General features: G+C 49.2%; 12 protein-coding genes and 1 pseudogene. 12 read left to right on the top strand and 1 reads right to left on the bottom strand.

Translation table 11 applies throughout. The features are described from left to right. Positions 1-377 precede the first annotated feature (377 nt). The 12 genes from TY10_RS10820 (at position 378) to TY10_RS10765 (ending at position 18,416) form a co-directional block, all read left to right on the top strand. Entirely contained in the window at positions 378-1,493 is a 1,116-nt protein-coding gene (locus tag TY10_RS10820; protein WP_042163147.1) for an ABC transporter substrate-binding protein, read from the top strand. Positions 1,494-1,713: 220 nt separating this feature from the next. Further along, the gene (locus TY10_RS10815) at positions 1,714-2,646 is read left to right on the top strand and encodes an ABC transporter permease (RefSeq protein ID WP_042163145.1); all 933 of its coding nucleotides are present in this window, start codon (positions 1,714-1,716) and stop codon (positions 2,644-2,646) included. Between the two features lie 41 nt (positions 2,647-2,687). Continuing rightward, on the top strand, positions 2,688-3,452 hold the full coding sequence (locus tag TY10_RS10810) for an ABC transporter permease (protein ID WP_042163155.1): 765 nt from the start codon (positions 2,688-2,690) through the stop codon (positions 3,450-3,452). Further along, positions 3,449-4,492 carry an ABC transporter ATP-binding protein gene (locus TY10_RS10805; RefSeq protein WP_042163144.1) on the top strand — a complete coding sequence of 348 codons (1,044 nt, stop codon included), beginning with the start codon at positions 3,449-3,451 and terminating at the stop codon, positions 4,490-4,492. Before TY10_RS10810 ends, TY10_RS10805 begins: the two co-directional genes overlap by 4 nt. Positions 4,493-4,496: 4 nt before the next feature. Beyond that, entirely contained in the window at positions 4,497-5,285 is a 789-nt protein-coding gene (locus TY10_RS10800; protein ID WP_042163142.1) for a DeoR/GlpR family DNA-binding transcription regulator, read from the top strand. 11 nt (positions 5,286-5,296) lie between these two features. Then, entirely contained in the window at positions 5,297-6,133 is an 837-nt protein-coding gene (locus tag TY10_RS10795) for an alkaline phosphatase family protein (RefSeq protein WP_042163141.1), read from the top strand. 367 nt (positions 6,134-6,500) lie between these two features. Then, positions 6,501-8,804: a helix-turn-helix domain-containing protein gene (locus TY10_RS10790; RefSeq protein ID WP_052350484.1), complete on the top strand. Its 2,304-nt coding sequence runs from the start codon at positions 6,501-6,503 to the stop codon at positions 8,802-8,804. A 2-nt stretch (positions 8,805-8,806) separates the two neighbouring features. Then, on the top strand, positions 8,807-10,477 hold the full coding sequence (locus TY10_RS10785) for an extracellular solute-binding protein (RefSeq protein WP_042163139.1): 1,671 nt from the start codon (positions 8,807-8,809) through the stop codon (positions 10,475-10,477). A gap of 255 nt (positions 10,478-10,732) precedes the next feature. After that, positions 10,733-11,662, top strand: coding sequence for an ABC transporter permease (locus TY10_RS10780; RefSeq protein ID WP_081735212.1), 930 nt, complete (start codon positions 10,733-10,735; stop codon positions 11,660-11,662). A 14-nt stretch (positions 11,663-11,676) separates the two neighbouring features. Continuing rightward, positions 11,677-12,573: a carbohydrate ABC transporter permease gene (locus tag TY10_RS10775; protein ID WP_042163137.1), complete on the top strand. Its 897-nt coding sequence runs from the start codon at positions 11,677-11,679 to the stop codon at positions 12,571-12,573. A gap of 115 nt (positions 12,574-12,688) precedes the next feature. Then, entirely contained in the window at positions 12,689-14,353 is a 1,665-nt protein-coding gene (locus tag TY10_RS10770; RefSeq protein ID WP_042163135.1) for an ABC transporter substrate-binding protein, read from the top strand. An 88-nt stretch (positions 14,354-14,441) separates the two neighbouring features. Then, positions 14,442-18,416 carry a X2-like carbohydrate binding domain-containing protein gene (locus TY10_RS10765; RefSeq protein WP_052350483.1) on the top strand — a complete coding sequence of 1,325 codons (3,975 nt, stop codon included), beginning with the start codon at positions 14,442-14,444 and terminating at the stop codon, positions 18,414-18,416. Between the two features lie 383 nt (positions 18,417-18,799). Here the strand turns inward: TY10_RS10765 and TY10_RS32510 are convergent. Then, positions 18,800-18,886, bottom strand: a pseudogene (locus TY10_RS32510) (hypothetical protein); the annotation flags it as partial. Between the last annotated feature and the right edge of the window lie 123 nt (positions 18,887-19,009).

Raw genomic sequence — 19,009 nt, 5'->3', positions numbered from 1 at the left:
CTTTTGCATTTTGATGGCGATTTTGGCACTTTTGGAGCCCATCAACATGTACTTTTACATTTTGATTCTGCTGATGATCAAGAAAGTCCCGACAGTGATCGCGTTACGCGTTATAGTTGCCGAGATTTTCTACACGGCTGTATAGCGCCTTATTGCCCCCATTATGCAGCAAAACCTAAATTGTTTCCGATCACCCTCCGACACGCCAGAACGGCGTGTTTTTTTGCATCTTTACATGATCGCATTAATTTTTTAACAAATCTATTCACTCCGGATGACCTTGGGAAAATAAACGATACCTATACTCGAAGTAGGGTGAAAACAACAAGAATGAGCGATAAACCCACAATAATCCACATGGGAGTGAATGAGAGATCATGAAACCTTGGTTCAAGAAAGAGATAGTTGTTGGACTTGTTCTAGCTGTATTTGTTGCTGCGCTAGCCGCATGCGGTGGAGGCTCGAATAAAGAGACGGCCGTAAACGAAGGCAGTACGGGTTCGGAAAATTTATCTATATCGGATATTGAAGCGAAAGCCAAAACAGAAGGATCAGTCGTCAGTGTCGGAATGCCGGATTCCTGGGCCAACTGGAAAGATACCTGGGCGGACATGCAGTCCAAATATAGCTTGACGCATACGGATACCGATATGTCGAGCGCAGAGGAAATCGCTAAGTTCGAAGCTGAGAAAGACAAGCCTACTGCTGATATCGGCGACGTGGGCATCGCTTTCGGACCTGTAGCTGCAGAAAAAGGTGTAACTCAGCCTTATAAAACATCCTATTGGGAAGAGATCCCAAGCTGGGCGAAAGATAGTGACGGCCACTGGGTTGTCGGCTACCAAGGCTCGATTTCGTTCCTGACGAATACGAAGCTCGTGCAAAACCCGCCGCAAAGCTGGGAAGATCTTAAAAACGGCAACTACAAAATTATTGTAGGTGACGTAACCAAAGCTGCACAGGCTCAAATGGCTGTACTGGCTGCTGCAATTGCTTTCGGCGGCGACGAATCCAACATCGAGCCGGGTATTGCCTACTTCGAGGACTTGGCTAAAAAAGGCCGCTTGTCCAATGCAGAAGCAAGCTTGGCGAATATCGAAAAAGGCGAAGTAGAAGTGACTTTGCTGTGGGACTTTAACGCTTTGAACTATAGCGATCAGCTTGGCAAAGACAAATTCAATGTTGCCATTCCGAAAGAGGGCAGCGTAGTAAGCGGTTATGCAACGATCATCAATAAATACGCTCCGCATCCAAATGCAGCGAAGCTGACTCGTGAGTATATTTTGAGCGATGAGGGTCAAATCAATCTGGCTAAAGGTTACGCAAGACCAATCCGTGACAGCGTGAACCTGCCGGATGACGTTGCAGCTAAATTGCTGCCAGCCGAAGCTTATGCCAACGTTAAGCCTGTAGGAGACTACAAAGTATGGGAAGCTACGGCAAAAACGATTCCGCAGCTTTGGCAAGAGCGCGTTCTCGTACACATGAACTAGGGTGAGTCTGAGAACTCTGAGGGCAGCAAATTTTGCCGAATTTTCGTTCCATGCGAGGCGCGTTTGTGAAGGCGTACCCGGGGGTACAACGAAGCAGGGGGCGGAAAGGCGGTGAAAGGTGCCACTGAACGGGTTTTCAGACACGCCCTAATTATAGCCTAACATAGGGCGTCGTCGTCTTCCGGTCGACGGCGTCCTTTTATCTGGAAGGAGCACTTCAATGAAACGAAGGAACCGATGGATATATGCCGGCCTCATTCCCTTTATCTTCATGATCGCCGCATTTCAAATCGCGCCAATTCTGTCTATGCTGACGGGCAGTGTCGCACGGGAAAATGGTCCCGGCATTACGTTTGGTTTTTATGCGCAGGTTTTGCAAAGCTCTTATTATTTGAAAGCCATTACTAACAGCTTACTGATTTCCATCATATCAAGCGCGATTGCGATTGTTATAGGGCTGGTCTGCGCTTACTCCATTACGCGATTTTCGCCCAAAATACGTGATCTGCTGCTTACAATTTCCAATATGACTTCGAATTTTGCAGGCGTTCCGCTAGCCTTTGCTTATATTATTCTGCTTGGAAGCAATGGCGTATTTACGCTGCTGTTCAAACAATGGGGCTGGGATGTATTCCAAAACTTTAATTTGTTCAGCTGGTCTGGCCTCATACTGGTCTATGTCTATTTTCAAGTACCGCTTGCTTTACTGCTGCTATACCCTTCCTTCTTCGGCATTCGCGAGCAGTGGAGGGAAGCGGCTGCGCTGCTGGGAGCGGGAAAATGGAAGTTCTGGTCTACGATTGGCCTTCCAGTGTTGACGCCGGCGATCTTCGGCACGCTGGGCATCCTGTTCGCGAATGCAATGGGCGCTTATGCGACGGCCTATGCGCTTGTCGGCGGCAATTATAATTTGCTTGCGGTCCGGATCGGCTCGCTCGTTGCAGGCAACGTCATCAATCAGCCGCAACTGGGCAATGTGCTGGCAGTGGTGCTGGCAGCATCTACACTGTTGGCTGTTTATTTGAATCATAAAATGACACAGCGTTCACGCATGTTCAATGGCGCTCCATCATCGGAACCCGTGCGTGCGCACAAGCGCCGCAGTTGGCTGCGGCCTGCTGCACCAGCTTCGGCGAAGGAGGAGTTGTCGTGATCGGACAAGCGAAAAAAGCCGGCTGGGTAAACCGTTCGCTGATGATAGCACTCATGTGCTATTTGCTTCTTCCCTTGCTCGCTACGCTCATCTATGCGTTCGCGAAGGAATGGCAGGCAACTGTATTGCCTGAACGGTGGACGCTGGAATGGTTCAGCCAAATGTTCAGTGACGCCCGCTTTATTGATGCATTGTGGACTTCACTGTATCTTTGCGCCATCAGTGTGGCGCTTAGTCTCGCCGTTATGCTTCCTGCCGTATTTATTATTACAGTCTATCTGCCCAAATGGGAGACGTTCATGAAGGGCGTTGTCGTTCTACCGTACGCCGTGCCTGGCGTTGTAGCAGCGGTGGGACTGATTCGGGCTTACTCTTCGGGACCGGTTTCTATTGCGGGAACGCCCTATATTTTGATAGGCGCTTATTTTATCGTCATCCTGCCTTATATGTATCAAGGAATTCGGAACAGTCTGCTTACTGTGTCGGCAGTGGATCTGCTGAATTCTGCGGAACTGCTTGGCGCCAGCCGGACGAGGGCATTCGCGAACGTGGTGCTGCCTAACATTTGGCCGGGGGTTATGATCTCAACTTTATTGTCCTTCTCGGTATTGTTCGGCGAGTTTGTATTAACGAACATGCTGGTCGGCGGACATATTCATACGATTCAAATCTACTTGTATCAAAGGCTGGGGGAGAGCGGGCATTTGGCCAGCGCTATCGTCATTTCTTACTTTGTGTTTATTCTCGCGCTGTCTTTGATTCTAATGAAGCTTACTCAGAAAATGAACAGGGGGATCCAAGGATGAGTGCTTATTTGGAGCTGCAGGCCATTCGTAAGCAATACGGGCATACGAATGTATTGAATGATATTAATTTGCAAATTCGTGAGGGAGAGCTGGTTACCCTGCTAGGTCCTTCCGGCTGCGGCAAGAGTACACTGCTTCGCTGCATCGCAGGTCTTGCCGACATTGACGGCGGCAAAATTATTCTGGACAACAAAGACATCGTGAATGTGCCGCCCCGCAGCCGGGAGATCGGCATGGTGTTCCAATCCTATGGCTTGTTCCCCAATATGACCGTCAGCGAAAATATTCAATACGGGATGAAAATGAGGGGGGCCTCTAAGGAGGAAAGACGCAAGCGTTCCGAGGAACTGCTGGCGGTAATCGATATGGAAGACAAGCGGAACGCGTATCCTCAGCAGCTGTCCGGAGGCCAGCAGCAGCGCGTGGCGCTTGCCCGGTCGCTTGCCGTTCAGCCTAAAGTTCTTCTGCTCGATGAGCCTTTGAGCGCCTTGGATGCCAAAATCCGTAAAAGCTTGCGGACTGAAATCCGAGAAATTCAGAAGCGGTTTCAGATGACGACGATATTCGTCACGCATGACCAAGAGGAGGCCTTCATCGTGTCCGACCGGGTATGTCTGATGAACAAAGGCAGCATCGTGCAGGAAGGCAGCCCGGAGGAGCTGTATACGCGGCCAAAAACAGAGTTTGTCGCCCGTTTCATGGGAAGTTATAACGTCCTTACGAAGTCGGAGGCGCTGCGGTTGTTTGGGCAAGTTGAAAATCAGGCCGACAGCTTTGCAATTCGTCCGGAGTCTGTCGCTTTGCTTGGAGGGGAGGACCGTCAGAGCGCACTGAAAGCTGGCAAGCAAATTGTCGATGGCAGCATTGAATCCGTCTCCATTCTAGGAAGCATCATTCGTTATGCAGTGAACGCTGCTGATGTCAGATTAACGATTGACGTGCTCAATGACGGCCGGCCGCTTCGGCAAACAGAAGTTGGCGGGATCAGCCTGGCCTTGGACCGCTCGCAGCTGCTGCCTCTTGAGAAGGAGGGAGCTTGAGCAGATGTCGATCTCTTCGGAAGAACGCAAACGAATCATCAAGGAGCAATTAAAGCTTGAAGGGCAAGTGAAGGTGCCCGAACTCTCGTCGCGTTTGACCATCTCCGAGGAAACGGTTCGCCGCGATCTTCTTGTTCTCGAACGGGAGGGGCTGGCTAAACGCGTGTATGGCGGAGCGGTGCTCATTAAGCAATCCAATTTCGAATCGCCATACTTGCAGCGTCAGAAAGTACAAGCGAGCGAGAAAGAAAGAATCGGGCAAGCGGCGGCTCAATTAATCGAATCCGGGGATACCATCGCTATTGATGTAGGGACGACGACGCTTGAATTAGTGAAGGCAATTGCCGGACGGGAGCGTCTAACGGTATTAACCAATTCTTTAGCCGCAGCTTATCATCTGATGGAGTCGTTGAATGACGGACGATTCACCGGCAAGATCATCGTCATCGGAGGAGAGCTCAATCCCGAGCAGCAATCCATTACAGGTGCCGTTGGCGAAAGTATAATGGCCCAATTTCGTGTTGATAAAGCGTTTATATCAGTTGGCGGCATTTCCTTGAAGCGGGGAATAAGCGATTATGACCTGGGCGAGGTCGCCATGTCACGGCAAATGATAGAGGCGGCTAATCAGACGATTGTGCTGGCCGATGATTCCAAGCTGAACAAAGAAGCGTTTATGGAAATTTTGCCTCTGCAAAGAGTACATGCGGTCGTCAGCAACGTTGCGCCCCCCAGAGAATGGGGTCAAATGCTGCGAAATAATCATCTGCAGTGGATTGAAGCGAAAGCATAGGAGGGGACGAAATGACAAATCAGGATAGCAAGTTGATCGTTGTCGTACTGGATGGACTTCGTTATGATTCGGCACGCAAGTATTTGGGCTATGTGGAGCATCTTGTCGAGCAGGGAGAGGTGCAGTGCTTCCGGGTGCGCTCCGAGCTGCCTAGTCTATCACGCCCATTGTATGAGGTGCTGCTGACCGGTACTCCTGCGGCAAGAAACGGCATCACGGCCAACCATATCGCGAGACTAAGCTATGAGCAGAGCATCTTCCATCTGGCAAGCCAAGCAGGGCTTATAACGGCTGCTGCCGCTTATCACTGGGTCAGCGAATTGTACAATTCGGCCCCGTTCAATCCCGTCACTGATCGTCATCAGCATGACGAGAGCAAGCCGATCCAGCATGGTGCATTTTATTTCGAGGATCATTACCCGGATAGTCACCTGTTCGCGGACGCTGAATATTTGCGAGCAGCGTATGATCCGAATTTTCTTTACGTGCATTCCATGAATATTGATGATGCTGGGCATAAGCATGGCGGCGAAGACAAGGGATACGAGGCAGCTGTCCGGACAGCAGACGGCATATTGGCGACACTGGTTCCGCTCTGGCAGTCGCAAGGGTACAGGATCGTTGTAACCTCCGATCACGGAATGAACGCTGCCGGCATGCATGGCGGAACGGAACCGGAGGAGCGGGAAGTGCCGCTTTATTTGTGGGGGCAGCAGCCGCCAATTATCGCCCAGTCGATGACCGGTAAGGATGAGCCGTTGTCTCAGCTTTTGCTGGCACCGCTTATGTGCCATTACCTTGGATTGGATGCTTCAGAGGCGATGATTCGTTTGGAGCAAGACGAATAATTCCGTTCAAACAGCGATCCTCCTCTATGCAGGAGGCTGGCTGTTTTTTTCTTTGAACGAACGGGTACAAAATGGGCGTACACAAGGTTTTACAGGAAAATGGTACGTCCAAATACCGAAATGTACCTTATGCGGATAGGTACAATCCGGTAATATTAACCGATAGATAGCACTATTTTACCGGATTGTACACTATATCTGTTCAGCCTGATCGTATGCCGGTTTAGCGATTCGGGCTTTGTTGCTGTTCCGAATCGTTCTGGATACGCAGAAGTGATTGTTGCTGGTTACTATTGCAGAAATAGCAATAATCGGTTATGATAGCGCTCTCATAATGTTCTTTAACAGAAGGGGAGAGATCTATATCTTGCCAAAACATTCCAGAGTATTCAGAAGATTTCTGATCTCTTATATAATTATTCTGATTATCCCGAGTATTGCCGGCTATATGTCCTATCAAACCTCGATATCCGTTACCCAATCGCTGGCAATTGAGAATAGTGTGACCCAAATTCAGAAGAGTCAAGAGATATTGGAGAGGAGAATGGCTGAGGTCGAAGGCTTTACAAGACAGATGGCTATTAACCAGGACTTAGGGATATTAATGAATGAAGTCAATTCGTCGGATAAAACGAATGTTTATGGCATTTGGAAAATGATGAAGGACGTTTTGACCTTTGGTCAAACAAATGACTTTCTGCAAAATTTCTTCATTTATTTAACGAATTATAATGTCGTTCTAACTCCCGGCTCGGCTTATTACCGCCCGGAGCATTACTACGACAGCTTCCATTATAAAGATCTATCCTTCGATCAGTGGAAGAAAGAGGTGCTGGACTCCACGCATAGAAGCGAGATTAAGCCGCTCAGCCGGTTCGTCAATAAAGGGACGGAAACCTCGGTAGTCACCTATATGCAATCGCTTCCGCTTGACAGCTTCAGCAAAGCATCTCCCGCTATAGTAGTCGTTATTATCGATCAGAAGACGATTACGAGTCTGCTTTCCGGCTTGACGGAACGTTATGGCGGCTGGGCGCGTATTGCTGATGCGCAAGACCGGACGATTGGCCTGCAAGGCATCGAAGAGGATGAGGTTAAGAAGCTCGTATCGGACAAACGCTATGATATGGGAAAGGTCAGCCAGTTTTACGGGGATGATCTCGTGATCACGCTTACCTCCAATACGAATGATTGGGTATACCAGGCCGGCATTCCAAGGAAGGTATTGCTGGAAAATGCAAACAAAATCAAGTCCATTACATTCACGGTAACCGGTCTGGCGTTGTTTGTCGGATTATTCGTCGGTTTCCTGCTCTCCTATCGGAACAGCGCGCCAATGGATCGTCTAATCGGCATTATGAAGGAACAGTTTGGTCATGAGAATACGTCTGACCGCAACGAATACGACTTCCTTCACGGCAATATTTCCGAAATGCTCAATCATAATAAACGGCTGGAGTCTCAATTACATGAACAGCAGCCGCTTATTAGAGACGCCTTCCTCAAGCGCCTGATCGCAGGTGATTTTCAGCTAAGGGAAGAGCTGGTCGCGGCAGCTGTACAATCGCATGCCGGACTTAACGGAAGTACTGGCTATGTCGGTATTATTCAAATCAACGGCTATTCCTCCGGTATGGAAAGCATAGAGATTCTCAACGAGCTGAGTGTCGCCAGATTGCTGCTCAAGCAGTCGTTGATGGACACAGGAAGCCCTATTCCGATGACCGATATTTGGTCAGATAAAATTGTGTTCGTATTTGCATTCCAGGAAGCGGATATGGCGAAGCAGCTCGGGCGGGAAGAAATTGCAAACACGCTGAAGCATATTTCGGAGCATGCTTTTCAGGAATACCGGATTTCGATTACGGTAGCGTTAGGGGATTTCTTTGCAACCGAGCTGGAAATCAGCCAATCCTTCGAACAGGCGAAGCAAACGCTGGAATACGCTATGCATACCAATAAGAAAGAGCTCGTATGGTTCGATGAAACCCGGATGGATAGCGCTACCTACTATTATCCGCTTGATGTCGAGACCAGGCTGATTCGGACCGTCAGGGCGGGTGAGATGGAGGCCGCCATCCGGATTTTCCAATCGATTATTGATCAGAATACCGTTCACCGGGAGCTTTCTGTGGAGATGAAGCATCAATGGATTGGCGAGATGAAAGGAACGTTCCTTAAGCTGTTGAACCAGAAGGCGTTTCAGGAGTCGGAGCTGTTCGAGCCGGTTAAGAACCAGATCATTGACATGGAGGAATCATCAGCAATTGAGCAGATTCAAGAGCAGCTGAATGAAGTGATGGTCACGTTGTGCAGTCTGATTACAAGCAAGAAAAACGACGGTCATGCCAAGCTGGTCGACAGCATCAAAGCCTATATTAAGGAGTGCTACTCGGATTCCGAGCTTACTCTTTACCGGGTTGCGGAACAAGTGGGCAGGCCGTGGAAATATATTTCGCAAATTTTTAAAGAGGTAACCGGCACGAATCTCTCCGAGTATTTGGAGAAGGTCAGAATGGAAAATGCCGAAATATTGTTGCGTGAAAGCGATTTGACGATGGAGGAAATATCGGAGAAAGTGGGCTATAGCAGCTCGCATTCGTTCAGAAGAGCTTTCAAGCGGGTAACCGGCGTTCCGCCGAGCTCCTATAGACAATCTGCGGAGGGATAGCGATGGAGAGGAATATAGCGGCGGCGGTGTGTACGCGTCTGACAGTTATGCTGATACTGACGAGTTTGCTGCTCGTTGCTTGCAGCGGAGACTATAAGCAAAAATCCGTCGAAGGACAAGGTGAAACGAAGCAGCAGCCTGTTAAAATCCGGGTGTTCGCGCATCAAAATAACGGAAAGGATTTATCGGAGAACGGATTCTCCAAGCTTCTGGAGGAGAAATTCAATGTCGATTTTCAATGGGAGGCTGTATCCTCCGAAGGCGCCAAAGAAAAGCGTCAAATCTCGCTCGCAAGCGGTAAATATCCTGACGCTTACATTTTAACGGCATATGTCGATCAATTTTCTCAATTGGATGTGCTTCGCTATGGTCAACAGGGAGTTTTTCTGCCGCTTAATGAGCTGATTGATCAATATGCGCCTCATATTAAAAAAGCGCTGGCGAATAGTGCCCAGCTTCGGGCGTATTCAGTGGCGCCTGACGGTAATATTTACGGTCTTGTCAGCTATAGCGAGTGTTTTCACTGCTCGTATCCGAACAAGCTATGGATCAATACCGAGTGGCTGGACCGGCTTCACTTGTCCATGCCGGAGACGACCGAGCAGTTCAAGGAAGTGCTGCGGGCGTTCAAGAACGGGGACCCTAACGGCAACGGTGTACAGGATGAGCTGCCGCTCAGCGGTTCGATTGAGGAATTTGGCGTAAGAGTCATTCCTGTCTTGATGAACGGCTTTATTTATGATGATGACCGAACCTATTTGACGCTGCACGGAGGAAAAGCCGATTTAGTTGCGGATAAGGAAGAATGGCGGGAGGGTCTGCGTTATATTAAGTCGCTCTTTGACGAGGGATTGATAGATCCGGGGGCGTTCACGCAAAGTGCCGATGCTTTCCGGTCCATTGGGAATTCTCCTGAAGAGGCAGTTCTTGGCGCGGGAGCGGCTATGCATCCTGATATATTCGTCAATACAGAAGCTGATAATCCAAGAGGTAAAATGTATAATCCAGTGCCGCCGCTTATCGGGCCGCACGCCCAGAATGCCGTCTATATTCAAGGCGGTATTACACCGGGAGCGAAATTTGTCATTACAAATCACGCCAGCCGTGAAGCGCAAATTGCGTTGATAAAGATGGTTGATTATATGTATACGCCGGAAGGACAGGCTTTAGCCGAGGTCGGCAAGGAAGGCATCGATTGGAGAAGGCCGGCAGCCGGAGAGAAGGGGCTTGGCTCTAACGTTACACCGCAATTCGCCAGAATTCCGCAAGCGGAAGGGGAACCATCACGAAATACAGGCTGGTTCGGCATGGGTCACTTCTACATGCCGCGGGATTACAGGGATAGCTGGGTACAAGGAGAAGATATCTATGCGCCGGATGGTTACGAGCGCAGGCTTTATGAGGCTACGCAGCTTTATGAAGGCAAAGAGCCGGATGAGCTGTATCCGCTATGGGAGGTTTGGATCGATGCTAAGGATGCAGATGAGGCCAGCTCTCTGCAAGCTAATTTGAAGCATTATATTGATCAGTATGCACTGCGTTTCATTACTGGCGATATGGATCTTGACCGGGAGTGGAACAATTATTTGGACGGCTTGAAGCAGGTAGGGGCGGAACGATATGTGGCCATTATGCAAAAAGCCTATGACGGAAGGGAAGCAAATCGGAAATGAAGTGCTGCATGGAATAGAAAATAGAAGGATGAAGAAGGCGTGCCGAATCGGCACGCCTTTTCTGTATGTCTTGTAAGGACGGACTTTCCCGGCATTACCCCCGATAAATGCCCTTTCCAGCGGACATTTGCACCGTACAAATGGGGAGAAATGTACGTCAAATTGACCAATTGTACCTTTCTCACAGACGGTAAGACCACTAATATGACGATATAGAAAGCGCTGTCATTACGAGAGGCGATCAACAAGGGAGGAATGGATGTGGAGGCCTCAACAAGAAAGATAGGGGCAGTAAAAAGCTTCAAGAAGCATTGGCAGCTGTATTTAATTCTGATACCGCCAATGGTGTTTTTCGCTATCTTTAAATACTATCCTATGGCAAACATGGTGCTGGCGTTTAAAGACTACAACGTAACGAAGGGGATTTGGGGAAGCGAGTGGGTAGGGTTCAAGCACTTTGAATTGTTTTTCAACAATCCGGTTTTCTGGGATTTGTTGAGCAATACGCTGATACTCAGCTTATATTTGCTTGCCGTTGTGTTCCCGCTTCCGATTCTGCTCGCTCTGATGCTCAATGAGGTGAGGAGCAGAAAGTTCAAGAAGGTTGTACAAATGGTCACATTCGCACCGTACTTCATATCTACGGTCGTTATGGTATCGATTATTATGCTGTTTCTGTCGCCGCGACTGGGCTTCTTTAACATTCTATTGAATAGCTTAGGCTTTGATTCGGTCAATTTCCTCGGGGAGCCTTCCATGTTCCGCTCCATTTATGTATGGACGGATTTATGGCAAATGGCAGGTTACTCATCGGTCATTTATCTTGCTGCATTGGCAGGAGTTGATCCGTCTCTCTACGAGGCTGCCAGAGTGGACGGTGCTTCACGGCTTCAAAAAATACGCAACATCGATCTGCCAAGCATCATGCCGACACTAGTCGTTATTCTCATTCTGACAGTGGGTAATGTCATGGCGCTAAGCTTCGAGAAGGTATATTTGCTGCAAAACGACCTGAACCGGGCCTCGTCGGAGGTTATCGCAACTTATGTGTATAAGGTTGGTCTCTTGAATGCGAATTATAGCTTCGCAACGGCAGTCGGAATGTTCAATTCCGTCGTTAACCTTATTTTGCTAGTGATGGTCAATGGCCTCGCTAAGCGGATTTCGAAAAACAGTATCTGGTAAGGAGGAGTGTGCATATGGCTTCAGTAAGCAAAGCAATTAAGGAATCCAGAGGCGATCGAATAGTAATGGCCGTTATTTATGCCATTCTTAGCATCGTATTAATCGTTGTTCTTTACCCTCTGCTGTTTGTAGTCAGCAGCTCGATCAGCAGCCCGGCTGCGGTTTCGTCCGGTCAGGTCTGGCTGTGGCCCGTAGATATATCCTTCAAAGGCTATGAGACGTTGTTCAAGACGCCGCTCGTGCTTCGCGGCTACGGCAATTCATTGCTGTACACAGCGGCTGGTACGTTCGTCAGCGTGGTTCTCACGGTTATGATTGCGTACCCGTTGTCCCGCAAGACGATATTCGGCCGCAACGCGCTGATGATGATCATTACGTTCACGATGGTGTTCTCCGGGGGCTTGATCCCTACCTATATGGTTGTGAGAGAAATGGGCTTGATCGATACAAGATGGGCGCTTATTATCCCGAACGCTGTATGGGTATGGCAAGTGATTATCGCAAGATCATTTTTCCATAGCTCAATTCCAGAGGAGCTGATGGAAGCAGCAGAGATTGACGGCTGCAGCGATATCCGGTTTATCTGGAGCGTCGTTTTGCCTCTATCCAAGCCGGTCTTAGCTGTATTGGTACTGATGTACGCCGTCGGCCAGTGGAATGCCTACTTCGATGCTTTGATTTATTTGAAGGACGCGAAGCTGTTTCCGCTTCAACTGGTGCTTAGAAGCATCATCATACAGAATAACAGCGCCAACATTACGGATGCTCTGAAGCAAGTAGAGCGTCAGCAACTGGCCGAGCTGTTGAAGTATTCGCTGATCGTAATCGCGACTTTGCCTGTTCTCGTTATTTATCCGTTCGTGCAGCGTCATTTCGTGCAAGGGCTTTTGGTTGGCTCTGTTAAGGGATAACGCAGAAGAAAACGAAAGCTGCTGGATATTTATTGGAAGGAGTGATGCCGATAGCAGGTGATTCCGGCATGAAGGAAAACGAACAACCGAACCATTAAAAAGGGAGCGATCGACATTGAAAAAGAACATCGCAAGTCTATTGGTACTCGTCTTGTCCATCACCTTAGTTCTGGCAGCATGCTCGTCGGGCAATGACAAAGGCAATACTGGCACTGCGCCGGCTGGGGAAGGAAACACTTCTGAAGCGGCTAAACCGGTTCAAATTAGCGCCTTTGCTGTCCAAGAGCCAAACATGGATTGGGCAACGAATAAATTTACACAGTTTGTGGAAGGCAAATTCAACATCAAATTCAAATGGGAGACAACTCCGCCAGATGGCGCGAAAGAAAAACGTCAAATCTCGTTGGCTAGCGGCGACTACCCGGACGTCTACATGCTGACGCATTACGTCGACCAGTTCTCGCAAGCGGATATTGTGAAGTTCGGCCAACAGGGCGTGCTGATCCCGCTTAACGATCTGATTGATGAATATGCGCCTAACATTAAGGCAGCTCTGGAAGCGAAGCCGGATTTGAAAGCGCTCACGACTGCGCCGGACGGTAACATTTACGGTCTGACAGCTTATTCGCAATGTTTCCACTGTTCGTACCCGAACAAAATGTGGGTCAACACGAAATGGCTTGAAAAGCTGAATATGGAAATGCCAAAAACAACGGATGAATTCAAAGAAATGCTGAAAGCGTTCAAAACAAAAGATCCAAACGGCAACGGCAAAGCGGACGAAGTACCGCTCAGCGGTTCGATTGAGGATTTTGGCGTACGGATTATTCCGTTCCTGATGAACGCGTTCGTGTATGACGACGACCGCAACCATCTGCGCCTGAACAACGGAAAAGTTGAATCTTCCGCGGTAACAGAAGAATGGAAACAAGGTCTGGCTTACATTAAATCATTGTACGATGAAGGCTTGATCGATCCAGGCGCCTTTACGCAAAATGCCGAGGCGTTCAAAAAAATCGGCGAAAACGGTGATGTTCAACTGCTTGGCGCAGGCGCAGGCATGCACCCGGCTATCTTCCTGAACATCGATGGAGGCAACAAAAACTCCAAGGACTACAACCCGCTTCCTCCGCTTACAGGACCTGGCGGATTGTCGCTTGCGACACATGACGGCGGCGGTGTAAACCCTGGCGCGAAATTCGCGATCACGAACAAAGCAAGCAAGGAAGCACAAATCGCATTGATTAAATTGGTTGATTATATGTACACGCCTGAGGGCCAAACCAACGGCGCTAGCGGTATGGAAGGCATTGACTGGAGAAAGCCGAAAGAAGGCGAGGTTGCGCTTGGCGAAGGCGTAACACCGATGGTTGCTCCAATTCCTGCGGTTGAAGGCGAAGCTCCGCGCAATGCGGGCTGGAGCGGCATGGGTCACTACTATATGCCGAAAGAGTACCGCGACAGCTGGGTACAAGGAACAGACATCTATGATTCTGCAAACTACGAGCGCCGCTTGTACCAAGCAACTTTGCTGTATCAAGGACATGAGCCTAAGGAACTCTTCCCGCTGTGGGCAATCTGGGTAGATGCGGCTGATATGGACGAATCCAGCATTCTGCAAACCAACATCCGCTCCTACATCGATCAAAGCTCGCTGCAATTCATTACGGGCAACAAGAGCTTGGATAAAGATTGGGATGCTTATATTAAAGGACTTGAGAGCTTGAAGCTGAACCGTTACCTTGAAATTTTGCAAAAAGCATACGACGCATCCTTCTAAACGAATAACCTACTAACGCAACAGGCGCTCATTGAAAGAAAATAGGGCGCCTGTTTTTTTATTTCAAATGTCGAAGGAGATGAATGATGTGGGAGTCAAATCGATACTTCAAGCAGGCAGAAAGCGGTTGTTGGTATTAGTTTTTGTGATGGTAGTAGCGCAACTAGGGATGCTGGTTCCAGCCCCAGCGACGGTACAAGCAGCGGACAATGGTCTGGGGGCCAAGCCGTATATGGGATGGAGCAGCTACAGTCTTCAGGTATATACCGGCCAGAATCATTGGATAAGCGCCGCAACGATTAAGGCGCAATCCGATGCTATGCATACCACACTGCAGCCTTACGGCTATGAGTATATCAACATTGATGCAGGCTGGAACGGGGACATGGACGGGTACGGAAGACCGATTCCAAGCACAGTGCATTACCCGAACGGTTTCCAGGAAGTCATCGATTATGTACACAACAATGGGCAAAAAATCGGCATCTACGGCATTCCGGGCCTCTCTCCGAAAGCCTATGAAGATGATCTGCCGATCTACGGAGCACCGGGCTGCTCGATGAAAGATATCGCTGCTCAGCCGCTGAAATCGGCAGATTATTGGGGAATTGGCTATAAGATCGATTTCTCCAATCCTTGTGCGCAAAGCTACATCGATTCCATTGCCGATTTGTACGGAGAATGGGGCATTGATTTTCTGAAATTTGACAGTGTAACGCCAGGCTCGGGCATTTCTGATTTGTCTATGGATGCTCGTGATGATGTGGCGGCATGGTCGCAGGCGCTGGCCGAGCATAACATTTGGCTGGAGCTGTCATGGGCGCTGGACATCAACTACGCCGATTACTGGAAAGAATATGCCAATGGCTGGCGTGTAGACTGGGATATCGAATGCTATTGCGAGGAAGGGCTGACGACATGGAGCAGCATCGCCCGATTGTTTCAAAAGCAAGAGCAATGGTGGCGTCATGGCGGCCCGGGCGGCTGGAATGACTTCGATTCGCTGAATGTCGGGAACGGTGCAATGGACGGCATTACGCAGGACGAGCGCCGCTCGGCCATGACGCTCTGGGCAATGTCTGCGGCACCGCTCTATATCGGCAATGACATGACCAATCTGGACAGCTTTGGAATCGGATTGCTTACGAACGAGGAAGTGATCGCAGTTAATCAGGCAGGCCGTCCGGTGCGTCCGCTATCGACAGAAACGCCGCAGCAGGTCTGGTACGCTAATAATGGCGATGGCAGCTTCACAGTTGCTCTATTCAATCTGGGAGACAGCGCCGCAACGGTTAATGTGGACTGGAGCCAGCTTGGCATTGACGGATCGGCCTCTGTACGGGATCTGTGGAGTCACAGTGACTTGGGCGTCTTCAACAGCGGGTTTAGCTCGGTCAATCTGGCTTCGCATGCTTCACGCCTGCTGAAGGTTTATCCGAAGGGCGGAACTGTTTCGTCCAATGATGATGACCATGGCTTCAAGTACACAGGAAGCTGGAGCAGGAACGGAGGCGTGGAGGAAACAGGCGGTTCGCAAAACCTGGTTGTTAATGTAAGCGATTCCAGTGTGCAGAACAGCCTGATTTATCCAGCCGCAGCAGGCTTCAACAAGAAGACGGCTGCGCAGGCAGACATTACAGTGGATTTGACGCTTAACGGCAACAGCCTGAGCGGTATTGCGAATGGCACGGCATCGCTTGTCAGCGGTACGGACTATACCGTATCCGGAACTCAGCTTACGATTAAGAAAGCTTATCTGGCTGGATTGCCAACCGGACAAGCTAAGCTGAAATTTACGTTCAGCGCAGGCAATGTGCAATACGTGGACATTGAGGTAATCGATACGACTAATGGTGTTATCATTCCGATTAACGACGATGACTCCGGTATTGTTTACAACGGTTCATGGCAGCGCAGCTGGAATCGCGGCTACGGTGACTACAAGGATGATGTTCACTACACCGAGGCAAACAATGATTATTTCCAATATGAGTTTTGGGGTACCGGCATTTCGCTAGTGACGGAAAAAGACAGCTCGCAGGGCGATATCGATGTCTATGTAGACGGTGTATTTAAGCAAACGGTCAGCACGCATCATACGAGTCGTTTGGCGGGGCAAAGCGTCTATTCCATTTCCGGACTGACTGAAGGGGTTCATACTCTAAAAGCGGTGAAGAAATCCGGCACGTTCATGCTGCTCGATCAATTGAAGGTGACTTTGCCGGACTACATCATCCCGGCGGCCGGAACGTTTAACAAGAAGACGTCGGCACAAGCCGATGTGAAGACGACATTGACGCAGGGCGGACCTGCATTAACGGGAATCAGCAATGGCAGCGCGGCGCTTACATCCGGCACAGACTATACCGTGTCGGGTAAGACGGTGACGATCAAGAAGGAATATTTGGCTTCGCAGCCGGCGGGAAAAACCCGGTTGGCCTTCTCTTTCGCAGGCGGTGCCAAACAAACGCTGTCGATCGATGTGATTGGCGTAACACCTCAGACGGTATCAATCAATGATAACAACAGCGGCATTGTGTACACCGGCGCTTGGGGCTATAGCTGGAATCGCGGGCTTGGCGACTATAATGACGATGTTCATTACACAGAAACCAATGGCGATTACTTCGAATACACGTTCTCGGGAACCGGCATTGATCTCATCACAGAGAAGGATGTGTCGCAAGGCGATATCGACATTTATCTGGACGGCGTCTTCAAGCAAACCGTCAGCACCTATAATGCGACCCGCTTGGCAGGTGTTAACGTGTACAGTGCGGCTGGTCTAGCAGACGGAACACATACGTTAAAGGTTGTGAAAAAATCAGGCACCTTTATGCTTCTTGACCGGTTAATTGTAACGGGAACGCCTGCAATTCAGAACAGCAGCCTGAGTCCGAGTGCAGTCAGCTTCGATAAAAATGCATCGGCACAGGCGGACATTCCAGTTACATTGACGATGAATGGAAATGACTGGAGCGGTTTGTTCAACGGCACCGTTCAACTGGCGGAGGGCACAGACTATACTCGCTCGGGCAATGTGATTACACTGAGTAAAAATTATCTGGCTTCACTGCCGGAAGGCATGGCCAGCTTGACGTTCGCCTTTACGGGCGGAGCGGAGCAAAAGCTGACGGTTGCGGTTAGAGACACCTCAAGAGGACGTTTTGTACCAATCAACAATGATGAGCCGGGCATTGTGTATATGGGAGGCTGGCAAAACAGCCGCAACAGAGGCATCGGGGATTACAAAGATGACGCTCAATATACGGAAGCTAACGGTGATTACTTCGAGTATACCTTCAAAGGAATCGGTATTGAGCTTGTAACCGAGAAGGATATGTCGCAAGGCGATATCGATGTTTATATTGACGGCGTATTCCAGCAGACGATCAGCACGCAAAGCTCGAATCGTCTCGTGCAGCAAGCGGTATTCCTGGCAACGGGACTCACCGACGGCACGCATACATTGAAAGCGGTGAAGAAATCGGGCCAATATATGCTATTGGATCAATTGCGGGTTCAGCAATCCAATTTGTTTAGTCCGGATACGGCAAGCTTTGATAAGAAACCGGCACAGCAAGCAGACGTGACGGTGACATTGGCGACCGATACTGATAATTTGATCGGCATTAACAACGGCGCTGCAACGCTAACAGCAGGCACGGATTATACCGTTGCAGGCAATCAGCTGACGGTGAAAAAAGAGTATTTGGCTGCTCAGCCTAAAGGAGTTACGAGTCTGGCGATTTCATTCCGGGGCGACTACTTCAAGGATGTTCATCAAACGACAGTCAACGGTGATGCTTTCGAATATACGTTCACTGGAACAGGCGCTGCGCTGATTGGTCCAAAAGGACCTGATCAAGGCGAAATTGACATTTATGTAGATGGCGTGCTCACACAAACCGTTAACACGTATAACGCAACTAGACAGACAGGGCAAACGCTTTATAGCATAACGGGTCTATCGAACGGTCAGCACACCATCAAAGGTGTGAAAAAATCAGGTACTCGCATACTGGTGGACCAAGTTCGGTATACCGTTCCGACGACACCTTAAACGGTTTCGTCCGGCTGCTGTCAGCGGATTGGAAGGTGTAATAACTGTAAAGCCGCTAACCGTAGGGTATCCTATGGCTAGCGGTTTTTTTGCTATCTGCAGCTCATCAATTGTTAAGGACAAGGATATCAACCTGTGGGTGGACTCCGGAATTGCAAGCTGGTCAGTTACAATCGGATTGTGCTATTCAATACTATCGTTCTCGCGATGAAAAATGGATAGAATCTGCAAAAAGTCCCCCTGAACTCAAAACGCTCCGCTCACTCCCTGTGTGCGAAACTGCCGCCAACATCCTTGTGCTGCCTGTTGCCAATATACTATTGGTAACTGCCGTAAACATTCGCAACACGCACGCACCCCGGCGCGCGGTGCCATCGTGGCACTCATGTCTCGAATACTGCCAACAATCTGCCGCTTACATTCTGTTGCTTATTACCCCCAACATTCTGTTGCCTATTACCGCCAACATTCTGTTGCTAATTACCGCCAATATTTTTGCTTTCGCAAGCCAATAACCGGATCAAAATGTAAAAGTGCAGGTGGTAAGCCGATTTTTTCGACGACTTTTTCGCTTCAAAATGTAAAAGTACATT

Source organism: Paenibacillus gorillae (assembly GCF_000513275.1).
GTDB classification, from domain to species: Bacteria; Bacillota; Bacilli; order Paenibacillales; family Paenibacillaceae; genus Pristimantibacillus; species Pristimantibacillus gorillae.
The sequence above is the reverse complement of the archived record's forward strand: the minus strand, read 5'-3'. Positions and strand labels throughout refer to the sequence as shown.